The sequence below is a fragment of the Streptomyces flavusporus genome (genome assembly GCF_046267975.1).
Classification (GTDB): Bacteria; Actinomycetota; Actinomycetes; order Streptomycetales; family Streptomycetaceae; genus Streptomyces; species Streptomyces flavusporus.
This window is the reverse complement of the sequence record NZ_CP176503.1, coordinates 8,477,553-8,498,584: the sequence shown is the minus strand read 5'-3', so window position 1 is coordinate 8,498,584 and position 21,032 is coordinate 8,477,553. Positions and strand designations below refer to the sequence as shown.

The following is a 21,032-nucleotide window of genomic DNA, read 5'->3' as shown; positions in this document are numbered from 1 at the left end:
CCGGCACTGCTCGCCGGGCGCGGCCCAACCCACTGGAGAAACCACATGCCCACGCACAAGCCGACCCGCGACCACCGCCCCGGCGAGGACCCGCTCCCCGACGAGCGGCTGGCCGAGATCCGCGCCGCCGCGGGCACGCCGGACCTGCGCGACCTGCTCGGGGAGCTGGACCGCGTCCGCGCGCTGCTGAGCACCACCCTGGAGGCGAACGGCACGCTCCTCGACAACTGGGCCCGGCTGGAGGGCGTAGCCCCGCACCCGTTCCTCGGGGTGTTCTGCCGGACATGCCGCTCCGAGGTTCAGGTGGGAACGGAGGGGTGCCCGCGGCACTCGCCCACCGTGATCGGTCGCGCCCTGTACGCGATGTACGGGGAGACCCGGTCGCTCCTCGACGCGGAGGAGGCGGGCAACCGGGCGGTCGCGATGCTGGACACGGCGCTGCCCCTGCTCGCCGCGGTGCTGAACCCGGTGGACCACAAGGAGGGGTGCCGCCCGCACGACTGCCGGTGCGCGTGCGACCGACGGCAGAACTGCCAGGACTGCCACCGGTGTATGTGCTGGCGGTCGGAGTGCTGCGCCGAGAAGGCGATTCGGTGGCACGCCGAGGACCGGTGGGCCCGGCTGGTCGTCGAGGCCGACCTCGGGCCCGGTGGCTCCGGTGCCGACGCGGAGGGCCCGAAGTGCGCGGTGTGCCTGACCCCGATTGCCGAGCACGAGGGGCGGCACTGCGAGCGACCGGCCACCCGGTACTGCTGAGCGCTGCGCCCGGTCCCCTTCGGCCACGGGGACCGGGCGCGATCGGCCTTGATGGTGCAGCCGTGAGACTCGCACGGGCATTTTCCCTGTTTCCCTGTTGTGCGAGTCTCATTGCTGTACTGTTCGGGATGTTGGTGGAGAGCAGCCGCCGACAGTCCCGAACGAAGGAACGCCGCAATGAGGACCCTCCCGGCCAAGGTTCAGACCGCCGTCCACGTCGCCACGCTCGCCCGCAAAGCCGGTCTGCCCATCCCCGCCAAGGTCCTCCCGGTCCTCGAAGAGGCCGCCGCCCCCTGGCCCGCCGAGTGGCTCCTCGCCCCGCTCCCCGGTGACCCGATCCGCGTCGTCGAGCTGTTCGCGGGCCCCGGGGGCTGGTCCGAGGGCATCGCCGCCGTCCTCGGCGTGGCCGTCGACTCCTGTGGCGTCGACATCTCCCCGGACGCCTGCGCCACCGCCCGCGCCGCCGGACACCGCCGCATCTGCGCCGACATCACCACCCTCGACCCCGAGCACATCGCGCTGCGCCACACCGCCGCCGTCATCATCAGCCCGCCGTGCCCCACGTTCTCCCCGGGCGGCAAGCTCTCCGGCCTGGAGCTGGGCAACATCCAGATCCTCGGCGACGCCATCGCCTACGTCGGCGAGACCGCCGGGTTCATCCCCATGGAGTGGCACCACAACGACGAGGGCGACGAGTGCGAGTGCGACCCGGACGCCCCCGACGGCAAGGGGTGCCACGGCGACGGCTTCGCCCCCCGCTCCGGCGCCACCTGGGACGAGGTCCGCGAGATGGCCGCGGGCGTCAGTGACCCGCGCATCGCGCTCATGCTCGAGGTCGCCATCTGGCCGATCGCCCTGCAGGCCGCCGGTGCGCCGATCCGCTGGATGGCCATGGAGCAGTCCAGCAACCTGCCCGAGGAGATCATCAGCGACCTGACCATCGAGTTCCAGTGCGCCGAGTGGTTCTACACCAGCCACGAGATCAAGGAGGCCGCCGACTACGGCCTGCCCTCCCGCCGCAAGCGCGTCTACATGATCGCCTCCCGCTGGTACTCCCCCACCGTCACCCGCTGCATCCGCCCGCTGCCCGCCACCACCATGGCGCAGGCCCTCGGCTGGCAGCCGGGGGAGCGCGTCAACACCCGCGGCAACCGCCCCATCGACCCGAAGACCGGCCGCGCCAAGGGCGGCAACGCGTTCTCCGCCGACGGCCCGTCCTGGTGCCTCACCGGCAAGTCCCGCACCTGGAAGCGCGAGAGCGACGGGTACCGCCTCACCGCGGCCGAGGCCGGGCTGCTCGTCGGGTTCCGCCGCTCCTACCCGTGGCAGGGAAGCCGCTCCAGCACCTTCCAGCAGGCCGCCGACGTCGTCTCCCCGGTCATGGCCGCGATCGTCCTCAGCGGCGTCCTGGGCGGCCTCGCCGAGGCCCTGGTGCGCGACTACCTCGCCCAGCTCTACGAGATGGACGACATGCTCAGCCCCGACGACTACGACCTAGTCAGCTAGGCCCCGGAGCGCCCGGCCCCGCACCCGCGGAGGCCGGGCGCTCCGGCGTTCCCGGGACGGCTATAACAGCCCTGAACCGCCCGGCGTTCCCCCGGGCATGAGCATCCACCGCCTCAGCGTCCATCAGGGCGTCAGCGCGGAAGAGGTCTTGTACGTCCTCAACCGCCGGGAGACCGTCCCCCTGCACTGCCTCAGCTTCCTCGTGATCACTGGCACGTACACCCCGCACGAGCGCGAACCGCAGAGCTGGCCGTTCACGCCCGGGGATGTCCTCGCCGTGCAACACACGCCCGACGGCATGCGCGAGTTCCTTGGCCAGGGCCGCGACTTGGAAACCCAGGAAGACATGCACTGGTGCACCCACCGGGACGACAACCTCCAGGCCGCCCTGGACGTCGCCGCCCTCGTCACGAGCAACCGGCCCCGCGGCTACTACGAGTGGACTGCCGACGGCCTGACGTACTGCACTGACCAGCGTGACGGCGAGGAGCTGTGGTGCTCCCGCGGGGACGGCAGCGTCGTACGTGTCGCCGACCACACCGGGCGATGTCACCGACTCGAACTAGGCTCCGAAGGGTGAGCGCCACTACCCCTTCCCTGAGCAGACCTCCGACGACGAGGAGAAGAAGCCGTTCGATCCCCACGGCTTCCCCCGGGATCTGCGGGACGCGCAGCGCGAGGCGGCCGAGCTGTACGCCGAGCTCCACGCCCTACAGAAGCGTCTCCCCTGGTCCCGTGAGCCTCACGAGGGGTGGCCGGAGGTGAAGGAACGGGGCCGGGCCGGCTGCGAGCCCTCCCCCGGCTGGAAGCCCGACGAGGCCGCGGCGTACGACCAGCTCTGGGAGAGGCTGCGCGAGAAGACGGCCGCCGTGACGGCACACGGCTGGTGGAAGACCTGCAAGGAGCAGGGCATCCAGGGCCCGGACCTGGTCACCGCCCGGCAGAAACTCAAGACCGCGAAGGGCGCCGTCCCCCTGGTCCGCGAGGACATCGACGCGGCCGCCTGACAGCCCCCGGCGCGCGCCCGGCCCCGCACCACCACGGCGGCCGGGCCCCGCGGGGACGGGCGTTCCTGTCCGATCGGGCCCGAGACCCGCTAAGGGGTACAGGGCGCCCGTACGGACGGCGCTCCCGCCGAGAGGCCACGCCATGGCTCACCGCCCCGCCCGTACCTACCTGGTCACCAACTCAGGCCCGCTGTTCGGCGCCCGCCGCATCACCTTCCGCAGCTCTGCCCCGGCCGGTGCCGTCGTCCGCCTGGACTTCGACGGCCGCCCCGTCCGCGCGCTGCTCACCGACACCCCGTTGAACGGCGGTCTCCTCGCCGCGGAGCTGGAGATCACCTACCTGTAGTCGAACGCCCCTGCGGCCCCGTACGAGGTCGACGGCGCGGCGCCTGCGGCATCTCACCCTGGCGCCGCTCGTCGGGCCCCCTGGACGGCTTGGCGTCGCTTCCGTGGCACTTCCGCAGCCCGGGGTGTCCCCACACGTACGTGCGATGCGTGATCGTCGTGTCCCCGCGGAGGTCCACCAGGACCTGGTACCGGAACGTGCCGTCCGCCCAGTCCTGCCGGGCCGTCACCGGCGCGTACCGCCACGCCCCGGCCGACCACACCTTGAGCGCCGGACGGTCGCCGGGCGGCCACGTCCACACCTCGGGCTCCGGCCCGTCCTGTGGGCGGCACGGGCGGGCTGGTTCAGGCTCCGGGATCGCGCTCATGCCCTCGACTGTAGGCGCCACGCCCTCGAGCGCCTGGAGGTGGGCGAGGAACTGAAACGCACGGCGCTCGCAGGGGGACTCGAACCCCCTCGGTGGCACCGGGATGCGTGATCGTGGGCGACCCGTGGGTCCGCCCCGCTTCCCGTCCTTGGTGCGCAGCGCCGTGCGTGATCACACCCTGGCCGGCCGGGACCCGTTCGGGCAAGCCGATTGCCCAGCGCGCGACGCAAGCCCTCCTCGGCCTCCACGATCCGCGGCCTCATCCCTCCCGTTGGAAGGCCGCACCGTGACCAAGCTCCTGCCCCCGCCGAACGACCGCACGTCCCGCCTGATCGTCTCCGTCGCCGTCGGCATCTTCGTGCTGGCCCTGGTGGTCCTGGTCGCGTTCCTGGCCGCCGACATCGACGTCGACGACGACGACAGCGACGGTTCATCGGGGCGCTGCGCCCCGGCCTTCGCGGGCACCGTCGACCCGGTGACGTGCCTGCCGTACGGCAGTACGGGCGCCGCGGCCGGTACCAACAACTCCGGGAGCAGCGCGCAGAAGCCGAAGGCGCCCGCGGCGAAGCTCCCGGCCGCCCCGAAGGCCCCGGCCCCGGCCGCACCCAAGGCCCCCGCCGCGCCTGCCATGAAAGCGCCCGCCCCGCCGCCGGTCCGGCTCACCAAGTGACGCCGCGACGCAAGGCGCCCGGGTCGGACACGGTCCGGCCTTCCAGTTCCCGAACCGAAGGACCCACCGTGTCAGAACCCACCCCCAAGCCCGCCTGCAGCTCCCCGTGCCCGGCCGCGCTGGAGCCCGCCGAACTCATCTCGGACGGCAACTGCCGCACCTGCATCCGGTACAGCCGCGCCATCCTGGCGCTGCTCGTGGTCAACCTGCTCGCCACGGTCATCTTCGGCGTGCTCGGTGCCGTACGGGACGACTCGACAGAGACGGGCCCGAAGCCGTCCCCAACCGCCACGGCCACGCCGAGCCCCAGCGATCCGGACCCGTCTGGCGGCCCGACGGCCACCCCGGAGCCGACCCCGACCGCGCCCATGCCGTCGGACCCGAGCGACGGCGGATGCAACATCTTCGACCCGGAGTGCTCCAGAACCGGCGGCACCGACGCATAGCCCCTCAACTGCGCAACCGCGCCCCGGCCGCACCACCCGCGGCCGGGGCGCAGCCGTAACCCCGGCACGCCCGGGGCGTTGGTCCTGGTGACGTGCCCGCCTCCCCGTGGACACAGCGCGCGGGGCCCCTCGTCATGGCAGGTGTGGGGCCCCGTTCCGCCTCTACGCGCCGACCGTGCACATCAGGTACTCGGCAGTCGAACACGGCCACGGGTTCCCGCTGAAAACGCAGTCCGGGTCCGTCTCGTTCTCCGGGCGGTGCTGCTTCAGCAGGGCAGCCGACTTGCGATGCGATTCGCGCACCTTGTGATCCGTGGCGTGCTCCTTGGCCGCCTGGAGCTTCGCCTGCGCCCCGTCGTACCGCCGACGCTCGGGTGTGTCCAACACGCGCATACCGCCTTCCGCCCATATCAGGGCAATGCTCGAAAAATAGAGCAAGTGAGCGAACGTCGGGTGATGTCCTATCCAGGTAGCGCAAAGGTGCGGGGCGATGTTCCGAAGGTGATCGACGTCTCACCGTCTGACCTGGAGTTTTCTCGGACGTAAGCACGCCGGCGTAGGCACGGTGCGCCGTCGCTCAGGGCACGTCCCGCGGCCGCCACCCGGCAGCCCCGTGACCTGGGCAGACGGGAGGAGACGTGCAGACACACGTCCAGAAGGCTCTCGATAGCTGGTACGGGGCGTGGGAGCTACACCAGGAGACGGCTCAGGAGGCCTTCACCGCGGCGTTCCCCGCCCTCACGCCCGCCACCCGGTGCCAGTGCTTCGGGCCCACCCTGCGGTGGACGACGCCCGGGGAAGGCGGGGGGAAGGTCTGCCTCGACGACCACGGCCGCGCCACGATCGAGTTCGAGAACGTCCCGAAGACCGCGGTCGGCACGGCCATGACGGAGTGCTGGGGCGCGGACTGGTTCGACGAGGGGGCGGGCGGGTTCGCCGAGGCGGAGCCCGGCCAGTACCACTACGAGGACGAGCAGACCTACGCGGAGTACGAGTTCGACGTGAACGCCGACGGCACCGTGACGTTCGGGATCTCCTACGTGAAGGTCGACGACATCGTCACGATGCTCGACGCCCTCGAGCGAGCGCTCGCCGAACACCGCACCGCTCGACTCGGGTGATGTGAGGAGACCCGACCGCGTCCGCCAGAGATCGTTCCCAGAGTGCCGGGAACCGGCGGGGGCGTGGAGGGCAGCACCTCCACGCCCCCGGCCTTCAAGATCAGCGGAGGTTAACCTCGACCTTGACCTGCAGGCAGGTTCCGGCGGTGATGAGCGGGCCGCCGACGAAGGGGAAGCCGGTGAAGCACAGGGCGACTCCGGAACCGACGCAAAGTGCGGAGAATCCGAGCTGGCACCAGCCGAACGCCCCCTCGGAGCGCCTCCTGCTCACGGAGACGACGGGCTGGTGCTGTGCCGGATCTGCTGGGGTACCGTCGTTGGTAGTCAGGATGGACCACCTCTTTCCTGTAGGCGCAGGCCCAGGGCAGTTCTGCTTGCCGGCTCTCTGCCCGGGGCCTGCGGGACTTCTACGGCTGGAGGGTTCCAGCTCGTGAGATCCATGGTGCGCGGGCTTGACAGGCCCTCGGGGTACACTGGCCTACGGATTGATCCGCATGCGTCGAGTCTCAGGTAAATGGAGCTGAAACCAGGAGATGGATAACTGGACTAGTAACCCGGCATACGGATCAATCGGTAGCGGATAAACCGCAGCAGTTTTTTTGAGGAGGCCGGGGCTGTGGCCCTTGAGAGGGACGGCAAGGTCGAGGTCCGCATGGAGCAACTGGCGGCCTTGATGGGGAACGACCTCCCCGAGGCGGTCCGGAAGGCTCGGGAGATCTACGAGCGGGGCAGGAAGCCGAAGACCGTGCGCGTTCGGCGGTCCTTCGTGCGGCTGGAGAAGTTCGGCGGGATGGTCGAGAACGAGCGCAAGCCTCTGCCTAGGTCCGAGCGCCCCTTCTCCGCCCAGATGATCACGCCGAAGGGGCTCAGCCTGAAGCTCTACCTCGTGATGCTGTTTGCGGCGCAGTGCGAGGCGGCAATCGGGAAGGAGTGGCCCCAGCCGTACCCGATCGAGCCGAACGCCCAGACGACCGACTCGTGGGAGGGGTTGGTGGCGACCGTCGCCAAGTACGCCGGTCCCGGGGTTCAGGCGTCCTCGGTCCGCACGAACAAGCTGAGGCAGATCACCCAGGCGATGAAGACGCTGGAGGGGATGGAGCTGCTGAGATCGGCGACCGGGGTCAAGGGTCAGGTCAGCCGCGGCGTCCTGCTCCTGTGCGAGAACGGGAAGAGCAAGGACACCGGCGCAGCGAGCATCGCGTACACGGTGCCGGCGGATGCCGAGCTCTTCCTGGAGATCCCCGTGGGGTTCTTCACCAACGGCTGGATCTACGCGCTCACCAACAGCGAGATCGCCGCCATGTTGATGTGGTTCGACGTCCTGAAGTTCGACGGCATGAAGGTGACGCCGGAGGGCGGGACACCGATGATCCTCGGCTTCGTGCTGAGTAACGTGCGCCACGGCTTCTACGGCCTCGGCCGGGACGCGTACGAGACGCACCGGCCGTTGGAGGCCTTCGGGGTCCTTGAGGTCCACCGCCACTGGAAGCGGTACGACAGCGGCAAGTGGATGGACTTCAAGGAAGAGAGCAGCGACATGGTGTGCCACCGAGTGACGCTCCAGGACGGCGCCTTCGACAGGGAGGCGGGAGCGGTCGTGCACGAGGTGCTCCGACGGCGTGACGCCACCAACGAGTGGCGGCAGCCCATGAGCGGGTTCCTACAGCCCGGAAGGCTGTAGAAACCCGCCGCGGCAGAGTGTCACGCGCGCCTGATCGCGACGTAAGCCTCCTCGGCGCCCCATGGTCCTTCCTCGCTCCAGCCGTCTTCCCGCGGCCGCCGTTCCTGGCCGGTCCGACGAGCCGGGGCAGGACGGACGAACCTCGTGGCGGCAACGAACCTCGCCCCCGCCGGGCAGGAAGCCCTGATACCTGTGGAGGAGCTGACGGGCCCCGAGCCGGTCGTCCACTGCGCGGACGCCCTCGACCACCTGCGGGCCCTCCCCGACGCCTCGGTGGACGCGGTCGTGACCGATCCGCCGTACGAGTTGGGGTTTCTCGGGAAGGCGTGGGACGCCTCCGGCATCGCCTACAGCGTGGACATGTGGGCGGAGTGCCTGCGCGTCCTCAAGCCGGGCGGACACCTGGCCGCGTTCGGCGCGACCCGCACCTACCACCGCATGGCCGTGGCCGTCGAGGACGCCGGATTCGAGATCCGTGACTCCCTGCAATGGCTGTACGGCACCGGCTTCCCCAAGGGACAGGACGTCGGGAAGCTGATCGACCGGCGCCGCGACGACCACCCCGCCCGCCGCCGCTTCACCGCCGAGTTCGCCGCTCTCCGCGACTCCGTCGGCTGGACGAACCCGCAGATCGACGCCCTGTTCGGCTTCAACGGCATGGCGCAGCACTGGACGACACAGAGCAAGACCGCCGCCGTCCCGACCGTCGAGCAGTGGGAGCAGTTGAAGGCGGAGATGGGGTTCGAGGCCCCGATCAGCGTCGAGGATCTGGTGCACGAGCTGAACGGGCGGAAGAACGCGCCCGGGGAGGCGTGGGAGGACCGGGAGGTCATCGGCAAGGGGCACCGGGCCCGGGGCGGCTCCGGGGTGTTCCCGCAGCTCCAGTCCGACACGTTCGACGTGACCGCACCGGCGACCGCCGACGCCACCCGCTGGGACGGCTGGAACACCGCCCTCAAGCCCGGCCATGAGCCGATCGTCCTGGCGCGGAAGCCGCTCGAGGGCACGGTCGCCTCCAACGTCCTGGCGTACGGCACCGGCGCGATGAACACCGCGGCGTGCAAGACCCCGCCCGGCGACGCCGAGGGGCGTTGGCCGACCAACGTGCTGCTGTCGCACGCGTGGGCCGTCGACGAGGCGGGATGGATCGTCGACGGCTGCGCGGACGGTTGCGCCCAGGGGTGCCCGGTCGCTGAGCTGGACGGCCAGTCGGGGCGGCTCACCTCCGGGGCGAACCCGCGGCGCCGCGGTTCGGACAAGTTCCGCGACGTGTACGGCGACTTCAAGGGCCAGGCCGTATGCAAGCCGGTCCGGGGCGCGGACTCCGGGGGCGCCTCCCGCTTCTACCCGGCGTTCCGCTACCAGGCCAAGGCCCCCACCAGTGAGCGGCCGCGCCTCCCGGACGGCACGGTGCACCCCACGGTGAAGCCGGTCGCGCTGATGCGCTGGCTGGTCCGGCTACTCACCGCGCCCGGCGGGATCGTCCTGGACCCGTTCGCCGGCACCGGCACAACGCTCGAGGCCGCCCGCCTGGAGGGCTTCGACTCCATGGGCGTGGAGGCCAAGGCCGAGTACGCCGAGCTGTGCCGCCTCCGGCTGCGCCGCGAGACCGTGAGGAGCAACTGATGCGCATGACCGGCTTCGACTCCACGCGCCTGCCCGGGGGCGTGTACCTCGGCTTCCAGCGGTTCGCGGACGAGGGCGCCACCTCTCGCACCTGGTCCCTGAGTGGGCTGGGGGCGCCGAAGCTGTCGCTCAGCACCCTCGTGCAGACCCGCGAGGAGTTCTACGGGCCCCGGGGCAAGCGGCCGCCGGGGCTGTGGAAGCGAGTGCTGCACGCAGTCGTCAAGAGCAACGGGCGTACGACGTCGTACTACTGCCCGGACATCCCGCCATCCCGGCTCGGGATCTCCCTGGCCGTGCCCCGCTACGTCCTCCACCTGCGATGGGAGACGCGCCGCTTTCGCCAGGCGGCGACCGAGCACCTGGGACGGCCGTGTCCGGCGTGCACGGCCGCGGGCTGGCGCCGGGCCGAGGACGCGACGTAAGGCGCGGCCGCCGTCCACTCTCCCCGCCTCGCCCGGGGCGTGCCCGACCAGGACCGCGACTCAGCGATCCGGCGCCCGGGGCAGACGAGGAGACCAGTGCTGTGGCACGACGACGGACCGGCCCCACCGACGTGGTGAAGGCCATGGTCTACGACCGCGACGGCGGCGCCTGTGTGCGCTGCGGAGCGCTGGAGAACCTGACCGTCCACCACCGGGTGAACCGCGGCATGGGCGGGGCGCGGGAGCCCTGGATCAACCAGGCGCACAACCTGCTGACCGCCTGCACCGTGTGCAACGGCTGGTTCGAGGACAACCCGCGGGAGTCGTACGAGGCCGGGTGGAAGGTGCGCCGGCCGCAGCTCCCCGGCGAGGTCCTGGTGCGCTACCCGGACGGCAGCCAATACCGGCTCACCCCGGACGGCGTCCGCGCCACGACCGTGGCGGCCGCCCGATGAAGCGCCGCCGCCGCACCCGCGGCTCCTCGACGTCCCGAACGGACTGGATCGCCGCCGCGGTGGAAGGCCTCTTCGACGCCGTGGCCGAGTTCCTGTGCTCCTGGGGGCGGCGATGAAGCGCCGTCGCCAGTGCTCCGCGATCCCGGCCGCGCTCGTCGGCTCCCAGGGCTGGCGATGCCAGCGCCTCGTCGACCACGACGGCCCGCACAAGGCCTCGTACTCCGACCGGTCGACCATGCACTACTCGTGGGAGGGCGACGCCACCAGCATCTTCGGGTACCGGACCCTCCCCGGCACCGTCCGCTTCCGGACGCCGTTCTGGACGCCGCAGCGCCGGTACCGCGCTGGTGAATGGACCATGAGCCTGCTGATCGCCCTGGTGCTGGGGTGGTGCTGGTCGCTGAGCGCGGCCGCCGTGTTCCTCGTGCTGGAGCTGTTCACGTCCATCCGGCGGGCGCACTTCGTCGACGTCGGCCGGTTCACCGCCGGCGTGTACCTCGTACGCCGGGACAACTACCCGGCGTTCTTCGCGATCGGCTTCGCCCGGTACGGGCCGGAGGCCAACGCGAAGAGGAGCGGCCTGCAGGTCGTCGTCGGGCGCATGTCGCTGATCGTGTGCGCACTGCTGCCGCAAGGCGAGTGGGCCGACTACCAGCACCGTAAGGCCGAGCGCGAGGCACGTCGGAAGGACGTCACCCAGTGAGACAGCGTATGGACGAAGAGAGGTCGGCCGGGGCTGAGCGTAGTCGTCTCCTGGCGAGTGACTCGAACGGCCCCAGGTCTCGTTCAGATGCTGTGACTGGGAAGTGAAAAAATCAGTACAGAGCCGGTTACTCGCGAGCTAAGATGCCGACCAAACTAGCCGCAGAAGGTCTCCATGTTCCAGAAGTTTCACCGTTCCCGCCACGCCGGAGATGACGACTTTCTCAGGCGAATGATCAGCGACGCCGTGATGGATAAAGTTCGGGATGGTTTCGACCCCGAGCGTGTCGACGAGCTGGTCTCCAAAGCGGTACCTGAATTCATCGACATGATGGCGCCCCAGCTGGCCCTCTCGATGATGCGCAATAAGCGGTCTCTCAGGGCCAATAATCGAATGGAGCGTGGGTATGACCGGCGGATCCGGAAGCGTTGGGGCAAGGCATTCGACCTCTATGTCATAGTTCATACTGTGTGTATCGAATTGGGCGAGAAGGTGTCCAATAGGGAGAGGGATGGCCTCACCTCCGCCCAGGTGCACACGCTAGAAGCTCTCACGGGGCTCCATGTCACTGCGTCTCGTATTGCAGGCGAGGTTCTGGCCCTCCTCTCCCAGGGATACCCCAGGGGAGCCCTGGCGCGTTGTCGCACGCTGCACGAGGCGGCTGTCATTGCTTGCATCATCGCGGACTCGGCTGCGGATCCAGACCATAGCGACCTGGCTGAACGGTTCCTGGAGCATGAAATTGTCACCTTGCGGCGAGACGCTCTTCAGTTCCAGAAGGATCACGAGATCCTTGGTGAGGAGCCGCTGGATCAGGAATATCTCGATGAACTAGAGGCAAGGTACGACGAGGTAATTGCAAAGTATGGGCAGAGCTTCGCGCGTGAGTATGGTTGGGCTAAAAAGTTTTCGCCCGATGACAATTTGCGCGCACTTGAAAAGAAGGCATCCCTTAGTCACGTTAGGCCGCACTATCAGTCGGCCAGTAGTGAAGTGCATTGCGGTTCCAGGGGGCTTGGCAACAACTTCATCGAAATGCGTGGCGTCACGCTTCGGCATTCAGGAAAGATCAACGTTGGCCTGACCGGACCAGCCGACTTGGCGCTTAGTTCGCTCCTTCAAGTCACTTTCTCGCATGCAGTACAAGGACATCCTGACGGCCTTAACGTTGAGTCACTTCTGTGCATGAAGACACTGGAAGAAATACGTTCGGCCTGTTTGGAGGAGTTCTTGGCTACGCAAAAAGCCATTGACCGTGCAGAAGAAAAGATCCTGAAGCGCATGCAGCGGTGAGCCGCAAGCGCCGCTAATGTGCGTTGTGGCGAGTCGGGGTTGTTGCTTGGCTCGTCCTCATTCAGGGCACTGTTCAGAGGCTGGCTACAAGACCCGCGTACGGCGGCCGCGCGGACTGCGGCTCGGGCCGTGGCTCCTCTGGGTCGTCCGTCTCCCCCAGGGCCCGAACCTCGGCCTTGGGCGGATCGCGATCACGGACACCCCCCGCGACCCAGCTCCCGGCCAGACCCGGGCGCGAGATGGGCAAGGCCGGGTTCTGATCGTCGGCGGCGTCGCGTTCGCAGTGCTTCGATGCAGGTCAGTAGCTGTGCGCTGACACGTCGCTCTCGTGGCTGTATCATTTCCGGCTGTGCGCAGGCGCGGGGTTAACCCAGTCGGCGTGAGGCGCAGCCCCGCGCCACAGCTTGAGACGGGAATTGGCAGCCATGCCCAAGGCCGGGATCACCTACTCGAAGAAGAAGATCGAGAAGACCGACTTCAAGGCCCTCCGCGAGGCCGCGGAGCGCGCCGTGACGGAGGAGCTGGGCCGGATCACTCGCCCGGACGACCGGATCGAGCGCGCCGCCGAGGTCATCCGCCAAGCGGACGCCGAGGTCGCACTGCACCTCGATGACCGCGACAAGGCCGTGGCCTCCCTCTGGTTCTACGAGCACGTTCCTGGTCTCGCTGGCGCGATCGGTGTCACGCCGACCGCCTACCGCGAGGTCCTGAGCAAGGCGTTCTACGGCGGCCCCGAGCGAGTGCGCACCGAGAGCGGCCACTACGAGCTGCGGCCCGTTCCCGACCTCCCGGGCGCTGAGCTGGTCAAGGCGGCCCGGGAAGCGGGCGTGCCGTTTGTTGAGGACGCCGACGAGAAGCTGCCGAACCTGGCCACCGTCGTCGCCGAGGCGCGCGCCCGCCGCGGCGCCGCCGTGGTGTTCATGCGGGATGCCGCGCTTGCGCTGTCGGAGGAGCCGTACGGATGGGACGGGCCGAGGATCGCCGAGCACGCCGGCGTGCAGAAGAAGCTGATCTGGCAGCAGCAGGCAGCCGCCCGCGCGGCCCGCGAGCGCGCTGCCAAGCGCTGACCGATCCGCCGCACACTCCCAGGCCGGCCCCGAGCAGCTTCGGGGCCGGTCTCCTTTTGCCCGCAGGTCAGGCCGGGGCCTGATTATCAGGCGCCGGTCACCGGGGCCTGGAAATCCGGCTTCCGGTGGGACGGGCACCGGTAGTCCGGTCGCCGGTAGATCAGGCGCCTTTAGTAACAAGATCAAGCACCACAATGAAGTAAGAGTTCCGATGCCTTCGCTTCGCTCAGGCATCGGCGTGCATCGCCTCCGAAGGGCCCTCGAACCGGCCCCAAGCGCAGCAGCAAGGAACGGGGCGGCGAGGGGGAGGGGTGTCACAGAATCCGGCCGTTGGCGTTCCCTCCGACATGACGATGCGATCCATGCCCCCGCGCACGATGCTCCCGCCGAACCTGGCCCGGCACTTCTACGAGACCCGCCGGGCGTTCCTCCAGAGTGCCGGACAGGACTCCACCCCGTGGTTCCAGCTCTCCCCGCTGGAGCGCGGCGTCGTCGAGTCGGAGATGGAGATCTTCCGGCAGTCGATACGGCGGGCCGAGGAGGAGCAGGACCTGCTCGCCAGCCTCGACGCCACCCGGGCCGCGGCCGTCGAGGAGCTGGCCGCCGAGGAGACATCGGAACCCGCGGCCGCCGGCGAGGACGCTGAGGAGGAGTGCTGCCTCGGGTGCGCGGCCGTCGCCGCGGTCCTGACCCTCATCGAGGGGGTGAGCCAGAACCTGAAGCCGTCCGCCGAGGCCCCGGTGACGAACCGCTTCCCGTTCAGCGTCGCCGAGGTCACCACCGTCCCCCTCGACACCCGCCCGTGGGGCGTGCCGCTGAGCGAGGAGGAGAAGGCCCGCGTGAAGGCCGCCAAGGGCAAGCTGCCCGCGTGGCTGATGACCGCGGGCATCGATCTCGACGTCCTCGATGGCACCGCGCCGCGTCTCCCCGTCACCTTCGAGGCCCGCCCGATCAGCGTCGACCGCCTGCTGATGATGGATCGCTCCCCCTTCGGCGACGTCCGCGCCGAGTTCTGGCGCAAGAAGCCGCCGGCCGCCGACAAGGCGTAACAGAATCCGGCGCGCGACGTACTACAGAGTGCGGCTGGCCCCCTGCCCCCGAGATCCCCCGGGGAAAGCACTCCAGCCAGCACCCCCGGCCGGGGTGACGGCCCTGCTCCACCTCCCCGGTGCAGGGCCTCACCCCGGCAACAGACTTCCGGCAGGCCGTGGCCGCTCAGTGCGGGCCTCGCCGGACCCCCGCGGCCTGGCCGACGGTCTGGGCATGGACCGATCGGCCAGGCCCGACACTAGATCCCCGCGGGCGGCACCTTCCCGCCATGTCCCGCGCGCAGCTCTCGCCCACCACCCGCCCCCGCGTGGTCCCACCGGCCCGGGAGCTGCACAACGGGCGTCAGCCGGGCGTCAAGTCCCGCGACGCGTCCAACGTCGCCGACCTCCTCCTCCGGGCCCCCGTGCCCGCCAGGCGCCGCGCCTTCAAACACGACCTCACCGCCCGCGAACGGCCGCACGTCATGCGGGAGGTCGAACGGGCCACCGGGTCGATGTACGGGCTCTGGCACGACACCCCCAGCGGCTTCATCGAGGACGTCCTCGGCGAAAGCATCTGGAGCCGTCAGCGCGAGATCGTCGACGCCGTCCCGTTCCACAAGCGCATCGCCGTACCGGCCGGCTTCGGCGTCGGGAAGACCTGGATCGCCGGACGCCTGGTCGCGTGGGCCGGAGCCGTCAACGCCCCCGGGACCATGGTCATCGTCACCACCGCGACCCGATTCCGACAGGTACGAAACCAGCTCTGGCCGCACATCAGGAAGACCGTCGCCCGCGCGGGCCTGCCCGGATACTGCGACACCACCCAGTGGAAAATCCCTGATCAGTGGGGCAATGACGTCATCGTGGCGTACGGCTTCACGGCGCCCGAGAACGACGAAGCGGCGATGCAGGGCATCCACGGCACGCCGAAGTTGCTCATCGTCGTCGACGAGGCGGGCGGTATCGCCCGCACGATCGGCAACGGCACGAACAACCTCCTCACCGGCGATGCGCGGATGCTGGCCATCGGCAACCCCGCGATGGATGACCCGCGGAGCTGGTTCGAGACGCTGTGCGAGGAAGGCGAGGACCCGGAGGAACGGGGAACGGTCACGATCCCCATCGCGACGTTCGCCTCCCCGGCCATCACGAAGGAACGGGTCCCGTACTGCAACGACTGTCCCGACGGTGTCCCCCCGCACTCCCTCGCCATCCACCTCCCCGATCAGGAGTGGGTGGACCGCACGATCCGCGAGTACGGCGATGACCATCCGTACGTCATCGCCAAGGTGCACGCCCGCTTCCCGAAGGGCGGTGGCGGCCTCGCGATACCCGTGACCTGGGTCGAGGACGCCCAGAACAACGACGACCCGACTGGGGCCGGCTGGCACCGGCTATGCGACCTCGGCCTGGAAGGCGAGACCGCCAAGCACACCGTGCGCGAAGGCGCCTGGGTCCGCCTCGGCGTCGACGTCGCCGCGGACGGCGGCGACGAATTCACGATCTACAGAGCCGTGGGGGATGCGATCGAGATGCGGCACGCCAGCTCTGGCATGGCCAACGACAACCAGGTGAAGGTCGCCGAGAAAATCTTGGAGGAGATCCGCGCGGCGCAGCACCTCGCGGACGCCCTGAACTCGCCCCACCCCGTCCGCGTAAAGATCGACAAGAACGGCATCGGCCACGGCGCCACCAGCATGCTGGAGGTATGGGCGGAGAACGGCACCCACCAGGCGCAGATCGTGGGCGTCATGGTGTCCGAATCGCCGTCGCAGGACGACCCGGGCGCCGTCATGCGCCCGTATCGCAAGCGAGACGAGATGTGGCTCGCGACCAGGGCGTTGCTCCAGCCGGACCCCGCGACCGGCACCGGCCGACTGCGCCTGCGCGTCGACCGGCAGGCCGGAATCCAGCTCTCCACGCCCAAGCTGGGTTCGAACACCGCCGGGTACAGCATCATCGAGTCGAAGAAGACGATGAAGGCACGCGGCATGAAGTCTCCCGACCGTGCCGAGGCCGTCCTCCTGGCCGTGTACGAGCCCGAGCCGCTGAACCAGCCTCGCCGCCGCGGTCTCCTCAATTAGCTAGTTCATGAAGTCGCCCGTCGTCGGTGCGACGTCTCCGTCAATGTGTTGGGCCCGCACCCCGCCACCAGCTAAAATCCCGGCTTCGCTCGGCAAGGCTGTGCGACACGCACTGCCTGCACGACAATGGCCGACGGGACCAGACGTCCCGTCGTTGCCATATACGCCTTGACGCTCTTGGAGCCCTCACCTTGACGCTCTCCGTCCCTCCCTCGCCTACCGCGCTCGAAATCGTGTTCAAGCGGATCGTCGAGCGCAAGGCTGTGCGCGCCGAAGCGACACTGCAGGCCGACATCCGCCAGTTCCTGCTGGATGCGGACCTCAACCTTGGCGAGCAGGACCTCCTGGATCCCGTGCTGGAAGCGCAGGTGGGCGACGGCACCGGTCACCGCATCGATATTGAGATGGGCGCGACCGTCATCGAGGTCAAGAAGGACATCAGCCGCCCAAAGATCCGCAAGGAAGCGGTCGCGCAGCTGGCGAAGTACGTGCGGGCCCGGACAGAGCAGCGCGAGCGCCGGCACGTCGGCATCCTCACCGACGGGGCTGACTGGCGCGCCTACACGCTGGTCAACAACGAGCTGAACGAGGTAAACCATTTCGATGCGCGGGAGCGCAGCGTCAAGGCGCTGAACCTGGTCCGGTGGCTCGAAGGCGTCCTGGCGACATCCGAGGGCGCAGCACCCACGCCGGATGCCATCGCAATCCGCCTTGGAGCGGACAGTGTCGCTCACTCCATCGACAAGGCTGTCCTCGCTGCGCTGTACGAGGAAAACAAGAGTCTGCCGACCGTTCAGCTGAAGCGGGACTTGTGGTCGCGGCTGCTGCGCAGTGCCCTGGGCGCCCAGTTTGAGGACAGCGACGATCTGTTCATCGAGCACACGCTCCTCGTGAACACCGCCTCGATCATCGCCCACGCGGTGATGGGCATCGACGTGAAGGACACCCCGCCCGCTTCGCTGGTCAACGGTCAGCTGTTCACACAGGCGCGGATCTCGGGTGTGGTCGAATCGGACTTCTTCGGCTGGCCGCTGGAGGTCGAGGGCGGCGAGGGCTTTGTCCAGATCTGTCTCGTCGCCTCGCCGGCTTCGACTGGTCAAGGGTCGAGCACGACGTACTGAAGGTTCTGTACGAGTCGGTGATCGGCGCCGAGACCCGTAAGAAGCAGGGGGAGTACTACACACCGGACTGGCTGGCTGAAGCGACGGTGATCGAGGCTGTCCCCGATCCGCTGAACCTGCGAATCATGGACCCGTCGTGTGGTTCTGGCACGTTCCTGTTCCACGGCGTCCGCCGCTATCTGGTGGCCGCACGGGACATCGGGATGCCTCTGCGAGAGGCGCTGGATGGGCTCCATGACCATGTTGCCGGCATCGATCTCCACCCCGTCGCCGTGGCGCTGGCCCGCGTCACGTACCTCCTCGCCATCGGCCGCGAGACGCTGACCTCCGAAGAGCGCGGCCCGATAAGCGTCCCCGTCTACCTGGGCGACAGCCTCCAGTGGGACCAGCGCACCGACCTCATCGACCACGGCCACCTCGTCATCAAGACCGGCACGGGCAACCAGCTCTTCACCAACGAACTGCGCTTCTCCGAAGACTTGCTGCAAGACGCCAGCCGTTTCGACGCGATCGTCAACGAGCTCGCCGACAAGGCGGCCGACCCACACCGGGCTCACGGCAAGTTGCCCTCCCTCGCTGCCCTCTTCAACCGGCACGGGGTGTCCAGCTCGGACGACCGGGAAGAGCTGACGGACAACTTCCGTGTCCTATGCGATCTCGTCGACGAGGGCCGCAACCACATCTGGGCGTACTACGTTCGAAACTTGGCCCGTCCCATGTGGCTGTCCCGCGCCGAGAACCGCGTTGACGTTCTCGTCGGCAACCCGCCCTGGCTCTCCTACCGGCACATGCCGAGCGATATGCAGACGACCTTCAAGGAGATGATGCAGGCCCGCGGCCTCTGGAAGGGTTTCGAGGTCGCCACCCACCAGGACCTTTCTGGCCTGTTCATCGCTCGTGCTGTCCAGCAGTACCTACGCGAGGGCGGTTCCTTCGCCTTCGTCGTCCCCAACCCCGTGCTGGACCGCCCCTATTGGACTGGCTTCCGCAGCGGGGAATGGACCGACCCCGACCACCCCGTCAAGGTCAACTTCACCGGCTCGTGGGATCTGCGCCGACTGCGTCCGCACTTCTTCCCTCGCGCTGCCGCCGTCATCTTCGGCCGTCGCCGTTCTCTCGCCATCGGTCAGCAGGGCAACAGTGCCGTCCCGCTGCCCCGGCAGACCGAGATCTGGACCGGGAAGATCGCCAAGAGAGCGGAACATTGGGAACGCGCCAAGGGCTGGATCACCCGGAAGGCGGGTGAGCTGCGTTATCCCAAGGACGGGCTGATCAACTCGCCGTACCGGGACCGGTTCGGGCAGGGGGCGATCGTCGTGCCCAAGGTGCTCTTCTTCGTCAAGGAACAGGCTGCAAGCCCCCTCGGGCTCGGTGGCGGTCGAGTCTCGGTCCGCTCACAGCGCAGCACCCTGGAGAAGAAGCCCTGGAAGGACCTCCCCGACCGGGAAGGATCGGTCGAGAAGCAGTTCGTCCGGCCCGTCCTGCTCGGCGAGCACGTCGTTCCCTACCTGATCATGGGCGCCGATAAGGTCGTCCTGCCCATCGAGGGGACGAACACTCTCATGGATGGGGACCATGACCACCTCGATCGTTACCCCGACCTGGCGAAGTGGTGGCGCGACGCCGAACGGCTCTGGGATGACAACCGCTCCAGCGAACGACTTTCCTTGATCGAGCAGCTCAACTTCCGGAAGAAGCTGACCGATCAGCTCCCCGGCGCTCCCCTGCGGGTTGTGTACGCGAAGGCTGCTATGTACGTCACCGCCGCGCTGGTGGACGACCCGAATGCGATCATCGACCACAAGTTGTACTGGGGAACCGTCGCCACCCGGGAGGAGGGCATGTACCTGCTCGCAGTACTGAATTCGCCCTATACCACCGAAGTCGTGCGCCCACTCATGTCCTACGGCAAGGACGAGCGAGACATCGACAAGGCCGTGTGGGAGCTGCCCATCCCGGACTTCGACCCGACCGACGCCAAGCACGTACGAATCGCTGAGCTCGGCGAGGCCGAGCATCAGCGGATCGCGGAGCTGAAGTTCGAGGGCGGCAAGAGCTACATCCAGATCCGTCGCACCCTGCGCGACTTCCTCCTCAGCTCCCCCGACGCCGAGGAACTAGATCTACTGGTCACCGAACTACTCGGCTGAGAAGCGTCCCGAATTCAAACGTTCCCCTCTCTGGCCGCTTCGACGGCCGGGGGGGAGCGCACGTCACCAGGGAAGAGCCGTCCCCCCTTCTCAGAAGATGCCGCCGGCGCTGATGCCACGCCGACCACGCCTGCAGCTACAGGCCTACGGTGCGTCGACGGCCGCACCACTGACGGCGCGCAGGCCGCTGGTACCGTCCCCGCATGGATCTCGCCCAGGCTCAGGCCCTCTCCACGCCCCTGACGGCCGCAGAGCACGACCAGGTGCAGCGCGCCGCGGCCGCTGCCGGGCAGAGCGTGGAGGAGTTTGTACGGGCCGTGGTACTCGGTGCTGCCACGGATCCGCTCTTTGCGGCGCTCGAGCAAGCAGTCGACACCGTGGTCGCGCGCGCAGCCGACGAGCAGATTCGGCACGACTACGCCGGCTGAGCTCCGAGTAGACAGTGAAGGGCCCGGTACCGACGGGGGATGTGGTACCGGGCTCTATTGCACCGTACTTGCTGGTGCCGTACAGATGGGTCTGTTCGATGGTGTTGGTGCCTGGGGGTCAGATGATCTGCTCCTCCCATGCCGTGGGGCCTACGGACGTCGTCCGTCGGCCCCACGGCTGTTGCCTGGGATCAGGCGATCGGGTAGGAGCCGGTGACGGTGATGATCTCCGCCGCCGTGGCCCCCTCGGCGTCGCCGTACAGGTGCTCCACGTTCAGCACCGCGGCACCGTTCGAGCCGCTGGTGACCCGGAGTCGGTCAATCTGCGTACCGTCCGACCCAGCGTAGATCTGCGCCTCACCGGTCCAGACGCCGTTGTCCGCGTCGCGGCCGTCGAGGCTGGCCTGGAAGACGTACCGGACGCCGGCCGCGGCCGGAACCGGCAGGGTCAGACCGAACCCGAGGTTGGACGCCGATACGGTCTCCTTCTTCGCCGCGATCTGAGCGGTGAACGTGCAGACCCCGTTCGCGGAGACGTACTTGCCCGTGCCGGACGTTCCGTCGACGCCAGCAACGTTGGTGAGCTTCGGAACCCAAGAGGTCGCGGTCACGCGCACTCCCTTCTGTTCGGTAACGCTGCCTCGGTCGGGACAGCCAGCGAAGAGTGCGCGACTCGGCACCCTAGTGTCGCGTCCTAGGTTGCAAGGGCTCTGGCCTGACCCTATGAGGGCCGGGCCCCCTTCCCTGCTCAG

At 68.8% G+C, this 21,032-nt stretch carries 24 protein-coding genes; 20 read left to right on the top strand and 4 right to left on the bottom strand.

Annotation, left to right across the window (positions count from 1 at the left end; all coding sequences use genetic code 11):
• Nucleotides 1-45 precede the first annotated feature (45 nt).
• The 5 genes from ACKTSN_RS40020 to ACKTSN_RS40000 all read left to right on the top strand — a co-directional run bounded on the left by ACKTSN_RS40020 (nucleotide 46) and on the right by ACKTSN_RS40000 (nucleotide 3,615).
• Nucleotides 46-756 (top strand): hypothetical protein, encoded by a 711-nt coding sequence (locus tag ACKTSN_RS40020; RefSeq protein WP_409473544.1) that lies wholly within the window; start codon nucleotides 46-48, stop codon nucleotides 754-756.
• Nucleotides 757-933: 177 nt separating this feature from the next.
• A complete protein-coding gene (locus ACKTSN_RS40015) occupies nucleotides 934-2,262 on the top strand; it encodes a DNA cytosine methyltransferase (protein ID WP_409473543.1) in 1,329 nt (442 codons plus the stop codon).
• 97 nt (nucleotides 2,263-2,359) lie between these two features.
• Nucleotides 2,360-2,842, top strand: coding sequence for a hypothetical protein (locus ACKTSN_RS40010; protein WP_409473542.1), 483 nt, complete (start codon nucleotides 2,360-2,362; stop codon nucleotides 2,840-2,842).
• Nucleotides 2,843-3,023: 181 nt separating this feature from the next.
• Nucleotides 3,024-3,269, top strand: coding sequence for a hypothetical protein (locus ACKTSN_RS40005; protein ID WP_409473541.1), 246 nt, complete (start codon nucleotides 3,024-3,026; stop codon nucleotides 3,267-3,269).
• A 142-nt stretch (nucleotides 3,270-3,411) separates the two neighbouring features.
• Nucleotides 3,412-3,615, top strand: a complete 204-nt coding sequence (locus ACKTSN_RS40000; protein ID WP_409473540.1) for a hypothetical protein — start codon at nucleotides 3,412-3,414, stop codon at nucleotides 3,613-3,615.
• Here the strand turns inward: ACKTSN_RS40000 and ACKTSN_RS39995 are convergent.
• The gene (locus ACKTSN_RS39995; RefSeq protein WP_409473539.1) at nucleotides 3,602-3,982 is read right to left on the bottom strand and encodes a hypothetical protein; all 381 of its coding nucleotides are present in this window, start codon (nucleotides 3,980-3,982) and stop codon (nucleotides 3,602-3,604) included. The two genes, ACKTSN_RS40000 and ACKTSN_RS39995, sit on opposite strands and share 14 nt — an antisense overlap.
• 286 nt (nucleotides 3,983-4,268) lie before the next feature.
• Between ACKTSN_RS39995 and ACKTSN_RS39990 the strand changes: the two genes are divergently transcribed.
• Nucleotides 4,269-4,652 (top strand): hypothetical protein, encoded by a 384-nt coding sequence (locus tag ACKTSN_RS39990; protein ID WP_409473538.1) that lies wholly within the window; start codon nucleotides 4,269-4,271, stop codon nucleotides 4,650-4,652.
• 68 nt (nucleotides 4,653-4,720) lie between these two features.
• Entirely contained in the window at nucleotides 4,721-5,098 is a 378-nt protein-coding gene (locus ACKTSN_RS39985) for a hypothetical protein (protein ID WP_409473537.1), read from the top strand.
• Nucleotides 5,099-5,260: 162 nt separating this feature from the next.
• Here ACKTSN_RS39985 and ACKTSN_RS39980 read toward each other — a convergent pair whose 3' ends face one another.
• The gene (locus ACKTSN_RS39980) at nucleotides 5,261-5,491 is read right to left on the bottom strand and encodes a hypothetical protein (protein ID WP_409473536.1); all 231 of its coding nucleotides are present in this window, start codon (nucleotides 5,489-5,491) and stop codon (nucleotides 5,261-5,263) included.
• Nucleotides 5,492-5,736: 245 nt separating this feature from the next.
• Here ACKTSN_RS39980 and ACKTSN_RS39975 point away from each other — a divergent pair, with 245 nt between their 5' ends.
• Nucleotides 5,737-6,219 carry a hypothetical protein gene (locus ACKTSN_RS39975; RefSeq protein ID WP_409473535.1) on the top strand — a complete coding sequence of 161 codons (483 nt, stop codon included), beginning with the start codon at nucleotides 5,737-5,739 and terminating at the stop codon, nucleotides 6,217-6,219.
• 100 nt (nucleotides 6,220-6,319) lie between these two features.
• On the opposite strand, the gene ACKTSN_RS39970 is transcribed toward ACKTSN_RS39975, so the two are convergent.
• On the bottom strand, nucleotides 6,320-6,490 hold the full coding sequence (locus ACKTSN_RS39970; protein ID WP_392759772.1) for a hypothetical protein: 171 nt from the start codon (nucleotides 6,488-6,490) through the stop codon (nucleotides 6,320-6,322).
• A gap of 345 nt (nucleotides 6,491-6,835) precedes the next feature.
• Here ACKTSN_RS39970 and ACKTSN_RS39965 point away from each other — a divergent pair, with 345 nt between their 5' ends.
• From ACKTSN_RS39965 to ACKTSN_RS39910, 12 genes are all read left to right on the top strand, one after another.
• Nucleotides 6,836-7,900, top strand: a complete 1,065-nt coding sequence (locus tag ACKTSN_RS39965) for a hypothetical protein (protein WP_409473534.1) — start codon at nucleotides 6,836-6,838, stop codon at nucleotides 7,898-7,900.
• A gap of 144 nt (nucleotides 7,901-8,044) precedes the next feature.
• Nucleotides 8,045-9,526 (top strand): DNA-methyltransferase, encoded by a 1,482-nt coding sequence (locus ACKTSN_RS39960; protein WP_409473533.1) that lies wholly within the window; start codon nucleotides 8,045-8,047, stop codon nucleotides 9,524-9,526.
• On the top strand, nucleotides 9,526-9,948 hold the full coding sequence (locus tag ACKTSN_RS39955) for a hypothetical protein (protein WP_393205360.1): 423 nt from the start codon (nucleotides 9,526-9,528) through the stop codon (nucleotides 9,946-9,948). The genes ACKTSN_RS39960 and ACKTSN_RS39955 overlap by 1 nt, the downstream gene beginning before the upstream one ends.
• A gap of 101 nt (nucleotides 9,949-10,049) precedes the next feature.
• Entirely contained in the window at nucleotides 10,050-10,403 is a 354-nt protein-coding gene (locus tag ACKTSN_RS39950) for an HNH endonuclease (RefSeq protein WP_409473532.1), read from the top strand.
• A 112-nt stretch (nucleotides 10,404-10,515) separates the two neighbouring features.
• Nucleotides 10,516-11,106: a hypothetical protein gene (locus ACKTSN_RS39945; RefSeq protein ID WP_409473531.1), complete on the top strand. Its 591-nt coding sequence runs from the start codon at nucleotides 10,516-10,518 to the stop codon at nucleotides 11,104-11,106.
• A 174-nt stretch (nucleotides 11,107-11,280) separates the two neighbouring features.
• A complete protein-coding gene (locus ACKTSN_RS39940; protein ID WP_409473530.1) occupies nucleotides 11,281-12,399 on the top strand; it encodes a DUF5677 domain-containing protein in 1,119 nt (372 codons plus the stop codon).
• A 425-nt stretch (nucleotides 12,400-12,824) separates the two neighbouring features.
• Nucleotides 12,825-13,466 carry a hypothetical protein gene (locus ACKTSN_RS39935; protein WP_409473529.1) on the top strand — a complete coding sequence of 214 codons (642 nt, stop codon included), beginning with the start codon at nucleotides 12,825-12,827 and terminating at the stop codon, nucleotides 13,464-13,466.
• A gap of 362 nt (nucleotides 13,467-13,828) precedes the next feature.
• Nucleotides 13,829-14,515, top strand: a complete 687-nt coding sequence (locus ACKTSN_RS39930; RefSeq protein WP_409473528.1) for a hypothetical protein — start codon at nucleotides 13,829-13,831, stop codon at nucleotides 14,513-14,515.
• A gap of 269 nt (nucleotides 14,516-14,784) precedes the next feature.
• The gene (locus tag ACKTSN_RS39925) at nucleotides 14,785-16,581 is read left to right on the top strand and encodes a hypothetical protein (protein WP_409473527.1); all 1,797 of its coding nucleotides are present in this window, start codon (nucleotides 14,785-14,787) and stop codon (nucleotides 16,579-16,581) included.
• Nucleotides 16,582-16,772: 191 nt separating this feature from the next.
• The gene (locus ACKTSN_RS39920) at nucleotides 16,773-17,702 is read left to right on the top strand and encodes a hypothetical protein (RefSeq protein WP_409473526.1); all 930 of its coding nucleotides are present in this window, start codon (nucleotides 16,773-16,775) and stop codon (nucleotides 17,700-17,702) included.
• Nucleotides 17,703-17,719: 17 nt separating this feature from the next.
• Nucleotides 17,720-19,852 carry an Eco57I restriction-modification methylase domain-containing protein gene (locus ACKTSN_RS39915; protein ID WP_409473525.1) on the top strand — a complete coding sequence of 711 codons (2,133 nt, stop codon included), beginning with the start codon at nucleotides 17,720-17,722 and terminating at the stop codon, nucleotides 19,850-19,852.
• 203 nt (nucleotides 19,853-20,055) lie between these two features.
• Nucleotides 20,056-20,280: a plasmid mobilization protein gene (locus ACKTSN_RS39910; RefSeq protein WP_409473524.1), complete on the top strand. Its 225-nt coding sequence runs from the start codon at nucleotides 20,056-20,058 to the stop codon at nucleotides 20,278-20,280.
• Nucleotides 20,281-20,471: 191 nt separating this feature from the next.
• Here ACKTSN_RS39910 and ACKTSN_RS39905 read toward each other — a convergent pair whose 3' ends face one another.
• Nucleotides 20,472-20,891 (bottom strand): hypothetical protein, encoded by a 420-nt coding sequence (locus ACKTSN_RS39905; RefSeq protein WP_409473523.1) that lies wholly within the window; start codon nucleotides 20,889-20,891, stop codon nucleotides 20,472-20,474.
• Nucleotides 20,892-21,032: the final 141 nt, after the last annotated feature.